The sequence below is a fragment of the Janthinobacterium sp. 1L-D-8-B-C4 genome (assembly GCF_057291295.1).
On record NZ_JBXAVX010000027.1, the window covers coordinates 14,027 to 31,886 of the forward strand.

The window sequence follows — 17,860 nt, forward strand, 5'->3', positions numbered from 1 at the left end:
GAGAGCATTGTGCTAAATACCATCGTTGATGTTTCACTGCGTTACAAAGTACTGGTAATCGTGGCGTTTGTAATTGTGATTATTCTCGGCGTGAAGACCTGGCGCGATTTGCCTGTCGACGCGTTTCCAGACGTCACTCCCGTTCAAGTCAATATCTACACGGAGTCGCCGGGCTTGGCGGCCGAGGACGTTGAAAAGCTGTTGACGACACCTATTGAAACGAGCATGGCAGGACTGGCCGGTGTGGACGCCATCCGGTCGGTCTCGCTGTTCGGCCTTTCCTATGTAAGCGTCAATTTTAAGGACGATGTCGACACCTATTTCGCTCGGCGTCTCGTCAGTGAAAAGCTCCTAGAAGCTAAACAGCGCATACCGGATGGATATGGTGAACCCACGTTGGGGGCGAACAGCTCGGGGTTGGGCCAAGTTTTTTGGTACACCGTCGAATCGGCCGACCAGCGGATGTCAACCATGGATCTGCGCACGCTGCAGGACTGGAATGTGCGGCTTAAATTGCGCACGGCGGCGGGCGTGGATGACGTTTCGTCGTGGGGCGGCGATGAAAAGCAATTTCAGGTTCTGATCAACCCGAACCAGCTAATTAAATACGGCATCAGCCTCAAGACTGTGATGGAGACGCTAACAGCAAACAACCGCCAAGTGGGCGGCCAATACCTCAACATCGGGCAGGAACAGTATTTGGTGCGGGGTCTTGGCCTGGTGGGTAACGTCAAGGACATCGGCAACGTCGTTCTTGCTACGCGTAACGGTACACCCATCTATGTGCGCGACGTAGCGCAGGTTAAGGAAGGGCCCTCTTTACGCACTGGCGCGGTGACCAAGGATGGCAAGGAAGTTGTCATGGGCACGGCGCTGCAGCGTATCGGAGAGAACGCAAAGGCGGTCGTTGAAGGCGTGAAGGAAAAACTCAAAGTCGTTCAGCAGGCATTGCCGAAAGGAGTCACGATCAAGACTGTCTACGACCGGACCGATCTGGTCGATAAGGCAGTCGCAACCGCTGAACGCGCGCTGGTCGAAGGCTCGGTGTTGGTTGCGCTGATCCTCTTCCTTTTCCTGGGGGAAATTCGTTCGGCTTTGGTGGTCATCGTGACATTGCCACTTGCGATGCTCATTAGCTTCATGCTGATGAAACAGTGGGGACTGTCGGCCAACTTGATGTCACTTGCCGGGCTTGCTGTAGGCATCGGCATGATGGTCGATGGCGCCGTGGTTTTAGTTGAAAATGGATTTCGCTTACTGTCGCATCAGAACGGTAAGCCCACAAACCGTACCCATGTGATCCTGGAAGCAGCGCGCGAAGTAATGAATCCAGTTGCGTTTGCAATCCTGATAATTATCGTCGTGTTTTTGCCATTATTTTCCCTCACCGGTCTGGAGGGGAAAATGTTCAAGCCGATGGCATTGGCGATCACCTTTGCAATGGTCGGATCCCTGGTATTGACGTTGACGCTGGTGCCGGTCTTATCGGCGTTGATCTTGAAGCCCAAAGAGGAAAAAGATACTTTCGTCGTTCGGCATGCCAAACGGATTTACCTTCCTCTTCTGGAGTGGGCGCTGGAACGCAAAAAAGTTGTCGTGACTGGCGCGGTCGTCGCCCTGCTGGCTTCGTTTGCGCTGATTCCCTTTCTGGGCAAGGAATTCATGCCGTCACTACAGGAAGGAACGATTATGTTCCGGGTGAGTAGCATCCCGTCGACCTCGCTGGACGAATCGATCCGGATCTCACAAGAACTCGAAAAAACGCTAAAGACGTTTCCACAGGCAGAGTCGGCGATTGCGATGATCGGCCGTGCCGAGAAAGGCGATACCGCTGACGTCAACTATATGGAAATACTGGTCAACCTCAAGCCGCAGAGCACATGGCCAGCCAAGACGGACGTAAAAGATCTGACGAAAGCGATGAAGGAGAAGCTCGAGCAGACAGCGCCGGCGTCGGTTATCTCAGCGACCCAGCCGATCCAGATGCGCGTTGAGGAGCTCATCTCCGGTGTCCGCGCGACTCTGGCACTGAAATTGTACGGTGAAGATCTGACGACGCTGGACCGGTTATCAGGACAGATCAAGACCGTCCTCGACACGGTTCCTGGAGTGGCTGATTTGTCGCTTGAGGCGAACAAAGGCAAGCCCCAGTTAGTTATCAATGTCAACCGCGATGCGGCGGCGCGCTACGGCATTAATGCCAACGACATCCTTGACGTCGTACAGGCCGGCATCGGCGGCAAGGCCGTTTCCACCGTGATCGACGGTACCAAGCGGTTCGACATCCAAGTATGGCTGGCGCCGGAATTTCGAAGCAGCGTGCAAAGCGTCAGCGCGATCCCGATCCGCACCGAGAACGGCGCATTGGTGCCACTGTCGGAGGTGGCCACGATCGAGCTGGACGAAGGCTATTCGTTCGTGCGCCGTGAGCAACTGCAGCGCTATGCAGTGATTCAAATGGATGTAAAAGGACGAGATGTGGACAGCTTCGTGAAGGAAGCCGCCGCAAAAATCGCCGCGAAGATCAAGCTGCCGGAAGGCTATGTGATCGAATGGGGCGGCGCTTTTGAAAACCAGCAACGGGCCATGACCAAGCTGGCGATCATCGTCCCCCTAACCATCGGACTGATCTTTATCCTGCTCTATACCGCATTCAATTCACTCACTTACGCAACTCTCATCATCGCGAATGTGCCGTTTGCCACCATTGGCGGTGTCGTCGGACTCTTCATCACTGGGCAGTATCTGTCGGTGCCGTCGGCGATCGGCTTCATCGCTGTATTTGGCGTTGCAATGCTCAACGGAATTGTTTTGGTGACATTTCTGAACGAACAGCGAGAAAAGGGCCTGAGCGTGCGCGATGCCGTGCGTCAGGGCGCGGCGTTGCGGCTGCGGCCTGTTTTGATGACGGCATCGATCGCCATCTTTGGCCTGGTGCCGATGCTGCTCTCCTCAGGCGTCGGTGCCGAAACACAGCGTCCACTCGCGACAGTCGTTGTGGGCGGTCTGTTTACCTCGACCGCATTGACGTTGTTGCTGCTGCCGCTGCTATATGAATGGGTAGAAAACCGCAAGGAGCGCAAGAGCTTAGCAGCGCTTGCGTAGAGCCGGCCGTAAGTTTTCTGTCGTTTCAAAAAGATGTGGTGACCGGAATATTTTCCCGCCTATCCCGATCCACAAGATGCGTTATATCCCGGTACCAACTGCACTTCAACCAAGGAAAAAATTGAAATGAAAATTCGTTTGTTAATGCTCGCCGCTTCCATCGCAGGTTTCTCCGTTCTTGCAGGATGTGGAACCGCCCAACTTCCCGCTGGGGGAGATGGTAAGACCGGTGTTGTTTATCAGATTTATTCGCGTCAGGACCTGCGCTATAAGGCGCCGTGGTGCCTATATACCCTTACGCCCGAGCAGATGGCGGCCGGAACTTACGTAAGGGTCCGTGTAGCTCGGGAAATTGGCTATAAGTATTTTGAGGCGCTAGTTCCTCCCGCTATGACTGTGCAAACAGGCGATCAGGTCGTGTTCACGTCAGCCCAGTGCGAGCGCAACGCGATCCCTCAAGTCACCCAAGTGTTGCGCGCCACACGGTAGATTGGAGATCGATATGAAACAGATCAAGGCATTCATGCATCCGCACCGCATCACTGCGGTGGTCGAAGCGTTGCGCAACTCAGGCTTATGCGACATCAGCGCAGCGTCGGGTTGTTACAACCTGACAGTATCCACCGTTCAGCGGCTTTTCACGAGTTCCGATCCGGCGCAGCAGCACTACTCCATGGTGCTGGCCGAGCCGGTTGTGGCGGAAACAAAATTGGAATTGATTTGTGAAGATCATCTGGCGGATCAGCTGCAACAATTGATCGTCCAAGCGGCGAAGCCGAGCGCAGGATGGGTATTCGTCAGCGATATCTTGAGCGCGACGAAGCTCGGATAGTACGCGTTTTTAAAATCAATCATTAACACGGGAAATCGCCATGAAAAATCAAACTTTTAAGTTATGTACAGTTGGTTGCGTCGTACTGTTGACCGGGTGCGCAACGACAGACCCTCGAATCGGGATAAATAGCCGCTCAGGTTGGGTTACGTCGGTATATTCCGCCGAAAGATTGCGAACCAGCCCGCCGGCCTGCTTGGGGGCGCTCACGCCGGCACAAATCGACTCCGGACGATATGTCGAGATCAAAGTTCCGCATGGTCGACGCGGGGAGTACCTGCCCGCCTTTGTGCCGCCGACAGTTCAGGTGAATCTGCACGATAGGGTGGAATTTGCTCCGAAACTTTGCGAAGCAGGCGTCGTGCCTGAAGTCAAGCAGGTCCTGTCGCGTTAAGAATGAGAAAGGACGGATCGCGTGATAAATGAGAACGGTAAAGACACAAAAGTGTCAAGTGACGACGATTTAAGCGACATGCTGACAGAGTTGCGCGTGCTGCTGCTGAGCGCCCAGCTATTCACGGCGTTTTTGATGACCTTACCTTTTAGCGCCGGCTTCAGACAAATTGTGCTCTCCGAAAAGTGGGTTTTCCTAGCGACGTTCATCTGTTCGGTAGTCAGTCTGGTTCTATTTACCGCACCAGCCGTGCAACATCGGATGATGCGGCCACTGTTAGACCGCATCACGTTCAAGCACCTCGCGAGCGGCCAAATGCTCCTGGGCGCGTCAACATTGTCCGCAGCCGTCGTGTTGGGCGTGGACTTAATTATTTCTGAGGTCTTCGGCCATGTTCTCGGGGGCGTCGTAGCGGCAATGGTCGCAACGCTGATTATCGTCCTGTGGTGGCTCTTGCCGCATTTGGTTAATAGGCGCTTATTATCTAGTTCAGCCAGGCCGGCGACAGCCCCGGAGACCCAATGAAACGCTTTACGATTTTCTTGTTGGTGGCATTGATGGCCATGGCGCCAGCAGTGGTCACACGCGTCATGCATTGGCATATGGACCCGGTGGCCGGTACAGCCGTTTTCGGTATTGCGGTACTTGCCGCTGGATTTATGCTGTCGTGGGGTGCAGAGGCGGCTGAGGGTCGGATTTCCCAAGGCTTGATCCTTGCCGTGGTGGCCTTGATTACTGTTCTTCCCGAATACGCGGTTGACATGTATTACGCCTTCCAGGCGGGTAAGCATCCGCAATCGCCATACATCCATTACGCGGCGGCGAACATGACCGGAGCAAATCGCCTCTTGATCGGTTTCGGTTGGCCATTGCTCATTTTCCTGCATTGGCGTCGTACTCGTGAGAAAGCCATCATGCTCGCTCGTACCAATGCCATCGAAGTCGGATTCCTGCTTTTGGCAAGCGCGTATGCATTTGTAATTCTGATGAAAAATCGTATCGATGCGTTAGATGCAATTGCCTTGTTTGGAATTTTCGGCGCCTATCTGTGGCAGGTCGGTCAACTCCCGAAGGGCGAAAAAAAGGAGGAGAAGGAAGAGGAACCCGGACCCGCGGCAGCACTGTCGACATTGGGTCCTAAGGCGCAGTGGACGTGGATGGCGGCATTGAGTACGGTGGCAGCGGCCGTCATCTTCATATCAGCTGAGCCGTTTGCCGAATCGATCGTCGCGTCGGGTCGGATTGTCGGAATCGATGAATTCCTGTTGATCCAGTGGGTTGCCCCCCTAGCCAGCGAGGCACCAGCTATCGTGATCGCGGTACTGTTCGTACTATCGGGCCGTGCTGCAGGCGGCATGACGGCAATGATCAGCGACAAGATCAATCAATGGACCCTCCTCGTTGGAATGTTGCCCTTAGCAATGTCCCTGGGCGCTGCATCCCTGGTGGTGTTGCCACTCGACGCGCGCCAGCACGAAGAATTTTTCCTGACCGCTGCCCAATCCATGTTTGGCGTCTCGCTCCTGATCCGGTTGCAGTTTGGTGTTGTTGCAGGATGCATGCTGGTGAGCCTGTTTAGCGCGCAAGTGATATTGGCATTACTTTTTCAGCATGATCAGAGCCGCGCCATTACATCGCTAACTTGGCTGGGATGGGTGTACCTGATCCTGGCCGCGTACATCTTCAAGACTCATCCGCGCCGCCTTGCTGAAGCAATACGGGCGGCTTTCTGGGATGGGGCGCATACACGTGTCCATGTTGCGCGAACCGATTCTACAGGGGCGACTCGTATCGGCGATAGCAACAATGAGCTCTGAACGCCTTCTTTGATTCCAGTACGAGACCTGAGATTTAGGATGCTGAGCGCGGATAACGAAATTGAACGACAGGAGAAGAATTGCATGGACAACAAAATATCAAATGGGTGCGATTGCGCAGCTCCATCACCGGACAGCATTACTACAGCGTCCAACGCAACCGAACAACAAGTCACGTACCGAATTGAAAACATGGACTGCCCGAACGAAGAGGCGCTGATCCGCGACAAGCTGGGAAAGATTGAAGGCGTCCAAAGCCTAGATTTCAATCTGATGCTGCGCACTCTCAAAGTGATCCATACCCTGCCATCGCTAGACCCGGTGGAAGCAGCCTTCGCTAGCATTGGCATGCGGGCGAAACTGGAAGATGTCCCTGGCCTGTGCACCAGCGTGCTGCACATTGCAAAGATGGATTGCCCGACAGAGGAAGGATTGATACGCCAGAAGCTAGTCCAACTAGTCGGTGTCTCGGACCTGCAGTTTAACTTGATGCAGCGCCGGCTGACGGTGCGCCACACACAAGATTCGCTTCTCGCCGTTCTCGCAGCGCTGCAATCGATCGGCCTGCCGGCCGAGGTTGAGGACAAGCGTCCTGAAACAAGTTCGGCCGACGTGGCGCACGGGAAGGTTAACTGGTGGATTGTCAGCGGCTCTGGCGTAGCTGCGATGCTGTCGGAATTAGTCTATTCCTTTTACAACGATGCTCACTGGGGCGTGATTTTGCTAGCGCTCGTATCGATCGCTACAGGAGGGCTTCCAACCTATAAAAAGGGCTGGATTGCGCTGAAAAATCGCAATCTTAATATGAATGCCCTCATGTCTATCGCGGTCACGGGCGCCATCCTGATTGGACATTGGCCCGAGGCGGCAATGGTCATGTTCCTGTTTGCGCTGGCGGAGATCATCGAATCAAAATCGCTGGACCGCGCGCGGAACGCAATTCGCGGCCTGCTGGATCTAACGCCGCAGAGTGCAACGGTCCGCCAGCTGGACGGCAGCTGGGCGGAGATGCAAGCCAAGGATGTGCCGCTAGGTATGGTGGTGCGCGTGAAACCGGGTGAACGTCTCGCTCTTGACGGAGTTATCACCAGTGGCCAGTCTGCAATCAATCAGGCCCCAATCACCGGTGAGAGTCTGCCAGTGGACAAAACCGTCGATGACACGGTATTTGCGGGCACGATCAACGAATCCGGTTCCTTTGAATTCAGGGTGACCGCCCGCGCGAGCGACTCCACGCTTGCACGCATCATCCACGCAGTCGAGTCCGCACAAGGAAGCCGGGCGCCAACCCAGCGCTTTGTCGACCAGTTCGCACGCATTTATACCCCGGGAGTGTTCGCCGTTGCTGTGTTGGTGGCAATTGTGCCACCGTTGGTCGCGGGGGCGGCCTGGATGGACTGGATTTATAAAGCGCTCGTGCTGCTGGTCATCGCATGCCCGTGCGCGTTGGTCATTTCGACACCGGTTACTATTGTCAGCGGCTTGGCTGCCGCTGCACGCAAAGGTATCCTGATCAAAGGTGGCGTTTACTTGGAAGGCGGGCGCAAGCTGACAGTGCTCGCGCTAGACAAGACCGGCACCATTACCCATGGTAAGCCGGCGCAAACCGATTTCAAACTGTTAAACAGGGATGAAGCGACGGTTCTGTCACTGGCCGCGAGCCTCGCCGCTCGCTCGGATCATCCGGTTTCCCAGGCAATTGCCCGGGCGGCCAGCCAGGCCAAAGTCGCGCCGCGCGAAATCACGGGTTTTGCTGCGCTCCCCGGCCGAGGCGTTCGTGGTGAGGCAAACGGTGAGACGCTCCACCTGGGCAATCATCGCCTACTTGCCGAGCTTGGCCTCGGCTCATCGAAACTGGAGACGATGTTCGACGAGCTTGAACTGCAAGGGAAGACGGTCGTCATGCTGGCCACTCCTGACCAAGTGCTGGGACTGTTCGCTGTTGCCGATACAGTCAAGGAAACTAGCCGGCAAGCAATCGCGGAGTTGCATTCGCTTGGAGTGCGCACACTGATGCTGACCGGTGACAATCCGCATACCGCTACGGCGATCGCTCGGCAGGTCGGGATCGACGACGCACGCGGCAACCAGCTTCCCGAAGACAAACTCAAAACGATTGAATCTCTCTCGACCGCCAACGAACAGGTCGGCATGGTGGGCGACGGTATAAACGATTCACCCGCATTGGCGCGTGCCGATATCGGCTTCGCAATGGGGGCGGCCGGCACAGACACTGCAATCGAAACCGCTGACGTCGCGCTGATGGATGACGATTTGCGCAAAATACCCGCATTCATTCGGCTCTCAAAAATGACGGCGGGCATCCTGACACAAAACATTGTCCTAGCACTGGGCATCAAGGCAGTATTTCTTGTGCTCACATTGATGGGCTACTCAACGATGTGGATGGCTGTATTCGCCGATATGGGTGCCAGCCTGCTGGTGGTATTTAATGGGCTTCGATTGCTGCGCCAAGGCCAGACGCAACAATGATCAGATCATTAAAACCTATGGCACCACCGGGGCATACCAATAAAACACTACGAATGGCTGTGCTTGCTTCGAATCCCTCCATCGACCGCCAAAAAAATGGCATGGAATTTTTTCATGGCAGCCTTGATGATATAGATTCGAATTTCATTTCATGGTTGATTTTCCGCCATGGCTACTGATACACGCCGGCTGGCGATTCTATCGGCCGAGGAAATCGCCGCCCTCTACGACCTACCAAATTTCACTGACGACGACAGACGGCTCTACTTCGATTTGAGCACGATCGAGCGCGATGCCGTGGACAGTGTCCACACTTCATCGGCGGCAGTGCATCTTGCGCTTCAAATGGCCTATTTCAAGGCTAAGCGGCGATTCTTTGTCTTCGACCCGAATGTGGTTGCTGGCGACGTCGCCCATGTCATCAAGCGCCATTTTGCAGGCAAAGAGATTCGCACGCTGAAATCCTTGTCCAAGCCTACCCGACTGGATCAACAAAAAGTCATCCTACAATTGTTTGATTACCGCCTGGCAGATCAAGCAGCCAAGGAAGAGCTGGAGCACAAGGCGCAGCGATTCGCGATGCTTTCGACGCAGCCAATTTACATCATGCGCGAAGTCCTGCAGCACCTGGAAAGCCAACGCGTTGTTATTCCCGGCTACAGCTATCTGCAGGACATGGTCGGGCGCGCCGTCACCTCAGAGCGTAACCGAATAACTGCCCTCCTGGACACCGCATTAACGCCAGCGGCGCAGGGGCAGTTGGATGCCTTGCTCGAAGCTGACGAAAACATGTACCGGATCAGCGCGCTAAAACGCGAAGCTAAGGATTTCAGCTACAAAGAGCTGCGCCAGGAAGTCGAACGTCGCCGTTACTTCCTGCCATTGCATGAAACGGCGCGCGCGTTTTTGGCGACCGCCGGACTGTCAGCCGAGAGTAGTAAATATTACTCCTCGTTGGTCAAGTACTATACCGTCTACAGCTTGCGACGTATGGCGACAAAAACAACACGGCTGTACCTGCTGTGTTTTGCGTACCATCGCTTCCGCCAGATCAACGACAACCTGATCGATGCCTTCATCCACTTGGTCCACCAATACGAGAAGCTTGGCAAGCGCGCGGCCGAGGAGGCTATGCACAAGGCGATGGAGGATGCGGCCGCGCATTTGCAGGCGGCGGGCCAAGTACTTAATTTGTTTACCGACGCCAGCATCTCCGAAGATGCGCCGTTTTCCTCTGTCAAGGCACAAGCGTTCCATCTACTGGAGCCGGAACAGTTTCCTATTGTGGCGAACTACCTGCGCAATATCGCCTTCGACAAATCCAGGTTCGAGTGGGCGTACTACTCTACCTTGTCGCACCAGTTCAAGCGCAACCTGCGCCACTTGTTTTGCGAACTGGACTTCGCCGGTCGATTGGAGGACGCACCGCTGTTAGATGCGGTACTGGTCCTACAAGACCTGCTGCGCAGTGGGAAGTCACCGCGCCAGGCGAAACCATCGCTGTTTCCAGTCGACGTGATTCCCAAGAGCCTGCAGCGCTACCTTTTTGCGGATGCCGTTGAAGATGACGGCGACCAGATGACCGACGGCGATAAAGTTCTGGACGTTGATCGCTACGAATTTTTGCTTTACCGCTTGCTGCGCAATGCGCTCGAAGCCGGCAACCTGTACGTTAAGGACAGTGTAGAATTCCGCCGCTTCGAGGATGACCTGATCAGCGATGAACGCTGGGAAAACAAGGCCCAAGTCCTAGGCGAAATCGGCGCGCAAATCCTTCTCGATCCGATCGAGGAGACGCTGGCGAAGATGAAGGTCGATCTGGAAACAAAGATAGAGGCCGTCAACCAGCGTATCACCGACGCGGTCAACCAGCATATCAAGCTCACAGGCCGCGGCGAAAAGCGGCGCTGGCAATTGCTGTATCCGAGCGAGGACGAGCCGGTCAACAGCCCGTTTTTTGGCAAACTGCCGGGCGTCGGCATCGCCGATCTGTTGTGGTTCGTCCATCAGCATACCGGGTTCTTAAAAAGCTTCAGCCACGTCCTGGACCGCTACATCAAGCACGACCCGGATCCGCGCGAACTGCTGGCGTGTATTGTCGCCATGGGTACCAATATGGGGATCGGAAAAATGGCAGAGGTCTCGGGCCTGAATTACGCCTCGCTCCTCAACACGGCGCGCAATTTCTTGCGGCAGGAGACTCTGCATGTGGCCAACGACGCGATCAGCAATGCGATTGCTGGACTGCCAGCATTCCATCTTTACGATATTCGTGACGCGGTGCATTCCAGCAGTGACGGCCAGCGAATCGAAACGCAGATCGATACGGTCAACGCGCGTCATTCACCGAAGTACTTTGGATTGCAAAAAGGTGTTAGCGGTTATACGCTGGTTGCGAACCATGTACCAATTAACGCAAAGATCATCGGGACCCACGAGCACGAGAGCCACTACGTGTTTGACCTGTTGTACAACAACACGTCTGAGCTCAAACCCGAGCGACATTCCACCGATACGCATGGCACCAACCAAGTTAATTTTTGGACCCTGCATGTGTTCGGCTATCAATTCGCGCCGCGTTACCGCGACCTTCACAAGAAAATGGAAAAGCTAGTCGGCTTCCGGAATCCGGGGGAGTATGGCGAGCTGCTGATCAAGCCATCCAGGAAGGTGCCAGAGGATCTGATCATTGCCGAATGGCCTAATATTCAACGCATCATGGCGTCGCTCGCGCAAAAAGATGTGACGCAGGCGACGGTCATCCGCAAGCTCAGCAGCTACACACGCCAGAATCAGACCAAAAAAGCCCTGTGGGAACTGGACAATATTCGTAGAACTCTGTACATCTTGGACTTTATCGACGACGCCAGCCTGCGTCAGAGCGTACAAAAGGCATTGAATAGGGGTGAGGCATACCACCGGTTCCGTAAATCGGTCTCTTACGTCAACAACGGGAAATTTAGGGTCAAGACTGAGGCCGAGCAGAATATCTGGAATGAGTGCTCGCGACTGATCGCCAACGCCATCATTTATTACAATACGGCGTTACTGTCGAAGGTTTATGAACAGAAGCGGGCGGCGGGAGACGAGGAGGCAATCGGAGCATTGCGGAGCGTCTCGCCAGTGGCATGGCGCCACGTGAACCTGATTGGCCGCTTCGAATTCACGGACGAAGCGCCACAGCTCGACATCGATGCGCTGGCGGCGCGGTACGCCGAACCGGGCTATTGGGGTCAGGCATTCGATGAGGGCGAGGACAGCTCATTAGCTTGAGAATTCAAGCACTTACGAAAACTTTTACCTTTTCGAGGGGATGGGTATAAATAGCCAAGATGGCGCCGAGTTCGGCGCCAAGGCTTGAGTAATGAAGAGATGGCCATCGTGATTCATGGGTAGGTTTGGGTTTGACGACTCAACCGAACTCAGAGGAGAACACGATGACCACGCCTACTACTATGGCACTGACCGAGCTCGCCGCAAAGGGAGCTGATGCCGATTTCATCAAACAAACTCTTCAATTTGCCTTGCAGCGGCTCATGGAGATGGATGTCGAGGCGCTTTGCAAGGCTGCGTACGGCGAGCGCAGCGAAGAACGCGCCAACAGTCGAAATGGCTACCGCGAGCGAGCTTTGGAAACCCGCGCCGGCACCGTCGGGCTGAAGATCCCCAAGCTGCGCACTGGCAGCTACTTTCCTGATTTCCTGGAGCCGCGGCGAACTGCCGAGAAGGCGCTGACCGCGGTGATCCAGGAAGCCTACATCCAGGGTATTTCCACGCGCTCGGTCGACGAGCTGGTCAAGGCCATGGGCATGAGCGGCGTTTCCAAGAGCCAGGTGTCGCGTCTGTGCGAGGAGATCGACGAACGTGTCCAAGCCTTCCTGCAGCGCCCCATCGAGGGGGACTGGCCCTATCTGTGGATCGACGCCACATACGTCAAAACCCGGCAGGCAGGAAGAGTGGTGTCGGTGGCCGTAATAATCGCTGTGGCGGTCAATACTGACGGCGTGCGCGAAATTATCGGCGTGGCGACCGGAGCATCAGAAGCCGAACCGTTCTGGACCGAGTTCCTGCGCAGCCTGACGCGGCGCGGTCTGCGGGGCGTAAAGCTGGTCATCTCGGACGCACACGAAGGACTCAAGGCGGCTATCAGCAAAGTCCTGAAGACGACTTGGCAGCGCTGCAAGGTGCACTTCCTGCGCAACGCCTTGGCTTACGCGAACAAGGGGCAGCGCCGGGCCGTACTAGCTGTCATCAACACCATCTTCGTACAAGACGGTTCTGAAGCGGCAAGCGCACAGTGGCGCCTGGTCACCGACCAGCTACGCGAGAAGTTTCCGAAACTGGCGAACATGATGGACGCTGCTGAACAGGATGTGCTTGCGTTCATGGGGAGAATAGGGAAAACGGAAAAAATCGGGCGCTAAGCCCTGTTACCGATTCTTGAAGTCCGCAGCGGCCGATATTTTTCTCATCAACCTTCTTGCTCTTCCTTCAAATGTAATATCCGGTCCCGTAGATGTGCTCCCAGGCCAACGAGGACACGAAACTGCAGCATACTGGCGTCGGGGAGCTGCCAGGACCGCGCGCAACCTGTGTCGCCCGCTCCAGAAACACCGCATGCCAAAGAACGATGGCGCCCGTCACCAGGTTTAAGCCGCGGTCGCACATATCACCTAAGAGACGGTTTAATAACTCACCGGAAACGCATCCGGTGCAGTAATGAAGAGCCGAGCGCGATGAAAATCATCGCTTCCGACACATCAAGGCGCTGCTCGTAGTCCCGGACAAGACGGCGATAGCGCATCAGCCATGCAAACGTGCGCTCGACGACCCAGCGTCGCGGTTGTACCTGAAAGCCGTCCTGGCCCTGTAAGCCACGTACGACTTCGACGGTAAAGTCGAGATAGGCTGCCTTGTCGAGCAAGGTGCGTCGGTCGTAAGCCGCATCGCCGAACAGATGCTTGACCCATGGCCAACGCTTGACTAAAGCATCGAGGACCGATTGCGCACCTGTTGAATCGGCGATGTCGGCAGGCGTCAGATTCACTGCCAGCAGTCGCCCGTCGGTATCGACCGCGATATGTCGTTTGCGGCCGCTGATCTTCTTGTGTGCGTCGTAGCCGCGCTCACGTGCGCCTGGTGCCTTGACGGACTGGCTGTCGACGATGCCGGCCGAGGGGACGACTTCGCGCTGTTCGCACATTCGGTCCAGCATCAATGCCAGATCGTGGATCGTTCGGAAGAGGAAGCGTCGCACTAGCCGACGGAACCAGTAATACACCGTTTGATAGGGAGGAAAATCGTTTGGCAACATGCGCCATTCGCAGCCCGAACGGACCAGATAACGAAGTGCATTGATCACCTGGGGGTCGCCTCAGAAAACGGAAAATAAAGCACGCTAAGCCCTTACTTACCCAGATGTTTGACTGTTCGTGGCACTTTCACCATGGCAATTGCAATTGCCCAACCCTTGCAAAATGCCGCACGCCTCTACAGATCGAGAGCCAGAACACTTCTCGCGCAAATCAACCAAGTGCCGCTTTAACTGCAACAGCGCGGACACACGTATTTCCACCTGTTGAATATGGGCCTCCAGCAGCGTGTTGACCTCCCCACAGTCCTGCATCGGGTTGTCTCGCAGACCCAGCAATGCCCGAATCTCGCGCAACGTCATGTCGAGCGAACGGCAATGACGGATGAATTGCAAGCGCTCAATGTGCGCCTCACCGTACAGGCGGAAGTTGCCACCGCTTCGCGCTGGCTTCGGCAGTAGCCCTTCCTTCTCGTAGTAGCGGATGGTCACGACCTCGCATCCAGAGCGCTTGGCGAGGTCGCCAATTCTGATTTCCATGCCTCAATCTCCATTTATCGCTTGACTCTATAGCGACTATAGAGATTTTAATGGAGGCTGTACAGACGATTTAAAGGAGTTATCCATGAGCGAATGCGCTTCAAAAGGGTGTGGCTGCTCGGCTGGGCCGATCACCCAACCCCCGACACAAGCCCCGCAGACAACCGAATCGGCTCAAGCGGTGTACCGCATCGAGAACATGGATTGCCCCACGGAAGAGGCGCTGATCCGAAGCAAGCTGGCCGGGCTGGCGGGTGTGGCAGGTCTTGAATTCAACCTGATGCAGCGTACTTTGGCCGTTCGGCACGAACTGCCTTCGCTGTCACCCGTTGAGCAGGCGCTAGCCGCCATCGGCATGCAAGCCGTGCGCATGGATCAGGCATCGACCGAAAAAACAACCAAGCTGTCCATTGCCAAGATGGATTGCCCGACCGAAGAGGCGTTGATCCGCAAGAAGCTCGGCACAATGGCCGGGGTTGCTGATCTCGATTTCAACCTGATGCAGCGCACGCTGTCGGTACGCCATGCGGACCATGTTCTGCCAGACGTGCTCGTGGCACTGCAAACACTTGGATTCGAGGCGCAGGTAATGGACACCGCAGAGGCCGCATCGCCGTCCGCGTCCCCTGTGACCACGCCGACTAACTGGTGGCCGCTGGGCATCTCCTTTGTGACTGCATCGGCGGCCGAGGCGGTCTACTGGCTCCACAACGGCAATCACTGGTCGGTTGTCGTTCTGGCGCTTGTCGCGGTCTTCACGGGTGGCCTTTCCACCTACAAGAAGGGATGGATCGCGCTCAAGAACCGTAACCTCAACATGAACGCCCTGATGTCGATTGCCGTCACGGGGGCCATGTTGATTGGTCACTGGCCCGAAGCGGCGATGGTAATGGTGCTCTTCGCGCTGGCCGAGGTGATCGAGGCCAAGTCGTTGGATCGCGCCCGCAACGCCATCCGTGGCTTGCTCGACCTGACCCCCGAACAGGCCACGGTGCAACAGGCCGACGGCACATGGCGTGAGGTGAGCGCCAAGCAAATCGTCGTCGGCAGCCGCGCCCGGGTCAAACCGGGCGAGCGCATCGCGCTCGATGGTGAGGTGCTAGAGGGCCGCTCTACCGTCAACCAAGCCCCGATCACGGGTGAAAGCCTCCCGGTCGAGAAAGCCCCCGGTGATCCGGTATTCGCTGGCACCATTAACGAATCAGGTTCATTCGAGTACCGCGTCACCGCCCTGGCCAGCCACTCCACGCTGGCGCGCATCATTCACGCGGTAGAGGCTGCTCAGGGGAGCCGTGCGCCGACTCAGCGTTTTGTCGATCAGTTCGCCCGCTGGTACACGCCCATTGTTTTCGGCGTTGCCATCGCCGTTGCGTTGCTGCCGCCGCTGTTCATGGGGGCGGCATGGCTCGATTGGATTTACCGTGCATTGGTTTTGCTGGTGGTCGCCTGTCCCTGCGCGCTGGTGATCTCTACGCCGGTCAGTATCGTCAGCGGCTTGGCCGCCGCCGCCCGCCACGGCATCCTCATCAAGGGCGGCGTCTATCTGGAAGAAGGCCGCAAGCTGCGTTGGCTGGCTCTGGACAAGACCGGCACGATCACGCACGGCAAGCCCGCACAGACCGATTTTGTCACCTGGGGCAATGCACTCGCCTCGGACAGCCGCAGCATCGCGGCCAGTCTGGCAGCCCGCTCCGACCATCCTGTATCCAAAGCGGTGGCACAAGCCGCGCAGACGGATGGGGTTGCCTTGCTCGACGTGGCCGAATTCAACGCGCTGCCCGGTCGGGGTGTGCAGGGCCAAATCAACGGTGAAACCTACCATCTTGGCAACCAGCGGATGCTAGAAGAGCTGGGGCAGCGTACTCCCGAGCTGGAACAGCGCATCGCGGCGCTGGAAACCATGGGTAAAACTGTCGTGATGTTGGTCAGCGCAAAAGGGGTTCATGCCTTATTTGCCGTAGCGGACACCATCAAGGAAAGCAGCAGGAGCGCCATTGCCGAGCTTCATGCACTGGGCATCAACACCATGATGCTGACCGGCGACAACCCCCACACGGCACAGGCCATTGCCGCACAAGCCGGGATCGACCGTGCGCAAGGCAATCTGCTCCCAGACGACAAACTGCGCGAAGTTGAGCTACTGGCCATAAAGGGCAAGGTCGGCATGGTCGGTGATGGCATCAACGATGCCCCGGCCTTGGCGCGTGCGGACATCGGCTTTGCCATGGGCGCGGCTGGCACAGATACCGCCATCGAGACCGCTGACGTGGCCCTGATGGACGACAACCTGGGCAAGATTCCGACCTTCGTGCGCCTGTCGCGTGCGACGGCGCAGGTGCTGATGCAAAACATTGTGCTGGCCCTTGGCATCAAGGCAGTATTTCTGGTGCTGACCTTCACGGGTCAAGCGACCATGTGGATGGCGGTGTTTGCTGATATGGGGGCCAGCTTGCTCGTCGTTGGCAATGGCTTGAGGCTGTTGCGCAAATGAGCTGGAAATTCTTTCTCTACGACTGGGGTGGTCTGAACATCGCGTTGTTCCAAGCCATCAACATGAGCACACCTGCAGCGCTGGAACCGCTGGCATCGTTCTTCAACCTTGTGATAGGCAACTACTGGACTGCACCACTGATGCTCTTGGCGATGTGGGGATGGTCAAAGTCGGCACCTGACCCAACGCGGGCCGATGCCATCCGGTACAGACTCAGAGTCTTTAGCGTGGCCTTTGCGTTGGCATTTCTCGTCGCCACCATCTTGAAGCTATGGATCGACTTTCCACGCCCGCCTGCCGTTTTTGGCGACATGGTGCGCGTTATCGGGGGCATCGAACGACACTACAGCCTGCCCAGCGGGCATGCCACCTATGCCGCGCTGGTGGTCGGCGCGCTCTGGCCTTTGATAGGCCGTCGTGGCCGCATGGTTTTGGTGCTCTATGCAGCATTGGTCGGTTGGTCACGCATCGCAGCCGGAATGCACTTTCCTGCCGATGTGCTGGCGGGGTGGGTACTTGGATTGAGTTGCACGGCGCTCGCCGGGTGGCTGATGCCGCTGGCCGCCCCTGTGTGGCAATCGGTTCGCCGCACATCGACTTGGGTCTGGTTCGCAGTGGCCGCCAGTGCTGTCATGACCGATCAACTCGCGAAGTTTGCTATCACCCGCACGTTTGCCTACGGTGAACAGGTCGAAGTCAGCACCGTCTTCAACCTTGTCCATGTCCTGAATCCCGGCGCGGCATTCAGCTTTCTGGCGAACGCTGGCGGCTGGCAACGTTACTTTTTCATGGCGCTGGGTCTGGTCGTTTCTGCTTGGCTGGGACGCATGCTGTGCCATCAGCGGCCACGCCTCGAAGCGGTGGGCTACAGCCTGAT

General features: G+C 56.4%; 11 protein-coding genes and 2 pseudogenes. 10 read left to right on the forward strand and 3 right to left on the reverse strand.

The annotated features are described in order from the left end of the window. The first annotated feature begins 9 nt into the window (after positions 1-9). From AC0Z42_RS29110 to AC0Z42_RS29145, 8 genes and pseudogenes are all read left to right on the forward strand, one after another. On the forward strand, positions 10-3,105 hold the full coding sequence (locus AC0Z42_RS29110) for an efflux RND transporter permease subunit (protein WP_485471544.1): 3,096 nt from the start codon (positions 10-12) through the stop codon (positions 3,103-3,105). Positions 3,106-3,231: 126 nt separating this feature from the next. Beyond that, on the forward strand, positions 3,232-3,594 hold the full coding sequence (locus AC0Z42_RS29115; protein WP_485471545.1) for a hypothetical protein: 363 nt from the start codon (positions 3,232-3,234) through the stop codon (positions 3,592-3,594). Between the two features lie 13 nt (positions 3,595-3,607). After that, a complete protein-coding gene (locus AC0Z42_RS29120) occupies positions 3,608-3,937 on the forward strand; it encodes a P-II family nitrogen regulator (protein ID WP_485471546.1) in 330 nt (109 codons plus the stop codon). A gap of 415 nt (positions 3,938-4,352) precedes the next feature. Next, positions 4,353-4,856, forward strand: coding sequence for a DUF6328 family protein (locus AC0Z42_RS29125; RefSeq protein ID WP_485471547.1), 504 nt, complete (start codon positions 4,353-4,355; stop codon positions 4,854-4,856). Continuing rightward, positions 4,853-6,148, forward strand: coding sequence for a sodium/calcium exchanger protein (locus tag AC0Z42_RS29130; RefSeq protein WP_485471548.1), 1,296 nt, complete (start codon positions 4,853-4,855; stop codon positions 6,146-6,148). The genes AC0Z42_RS29125 and AC0Z42_RS29130 overlap by 4 nt, the downstream gene beginning before the upstream one ends. An 84-nt stretch (positions 6,149-6,232) precedes the next feature. Continuing rightward, positions 6,233-8,641, forward strand: a complete 2,409-nt coding sequence (locus AC0Z42_RS29135; protein WP_485471549.1) for a heavy metal translocating P-type ATPase — start codon at positions 6,233-6,235, stop codon at positions 8,639-8,641. Positions 8,642-8,809: 168 nt separating this feature from the next. Continuing rightward, a complete protein-coding gene (locus tag AC0Z42_RS29140; RefSeq protein WP_485471550.1) occupies positions 8,810-11,914 on the forward strand; it encodes a Tn3 family transposase in 3,105 nt (1,034 codons plus the stop codon). A 164-nt stretch (positions 11,915-12,078) separates the two neighbouring features. Further along, positions 12,079-13,032 (forward strand): annotated as a pseudogene (locus AC0Z42_RS29145) (IS256 family transposase); the annotation flags it as partial. Between the two features lie 100 nt (positions 13,033-13,132). On the opposite strand, the gene AC0Z42_RS29150 reads toward AC0Z42_RS29145, so the two are convergent. From AC0Z42_RS29150 to cadR, 3 genes and pseudogenes are all read right to left on the reverse strand, one after another. Then, positions 13,133-13,309: a Tn3 family transposase gene (locus AC0Z42_RS29150; protein ID WP_136223706.1), complete on the reverse strand. Its 177-nt coding sequence runs from the start codon at positions 13,307-13,309 to the stop codon at positions 13,133-13,135. A 25-nt stretch (positions 13,310-13,334) separates the two neighbouring features. Next, a pseudogene (locus AC0Z42_RS29155) lies at positions 13,335-14,006 on the reverse strand (IS5 family transposase); the annotation flags it as partial. A gap of 45 nt (positions 14,007-14,051) precedes the next feature. After that, a complete protein-coding gene (gene cadR / locus AC0Z42_RS29160; RefSeq protein ID WP_485471551.1) occupies positions 14,052-14,492 on the reverse strand; it encodes a Cd(II)/Pb(II)-responsive transcriptional regulator in 441 nt (146 codons plus the stop codon). Between the two features lie 85 nt (positions 14,493-14,577). Here cadR and AC0Z42_RS29165 point away from each other — a divergent pair, with 85 nt between their 5' ends. Both AC0Z42_RS29165 and AC0Z42_RS29170 read left to right on the forward strand, forming a co-directional pair. Then, entirely contained in the window at positions 14,578-16,983 is a 2,406-nt protein-coding gene (locus AC0Z42_RS29165) for a heavy metal translocating P-type ATPase (protein ID WP_485471552.1), read from the forward strand. Then, positions 16,980-17,860 (forward strand): phosphatase PAP2 family protein (locus tag AC0Z42_RS29170; protein ID WP_485471553.1); only part of this gene is annotated, 881 nt, incomplete at its 3' end. The genes AC0Z42_RS29165 and AC0Z42_RS29170, both read left to right, overlap by 4 nt.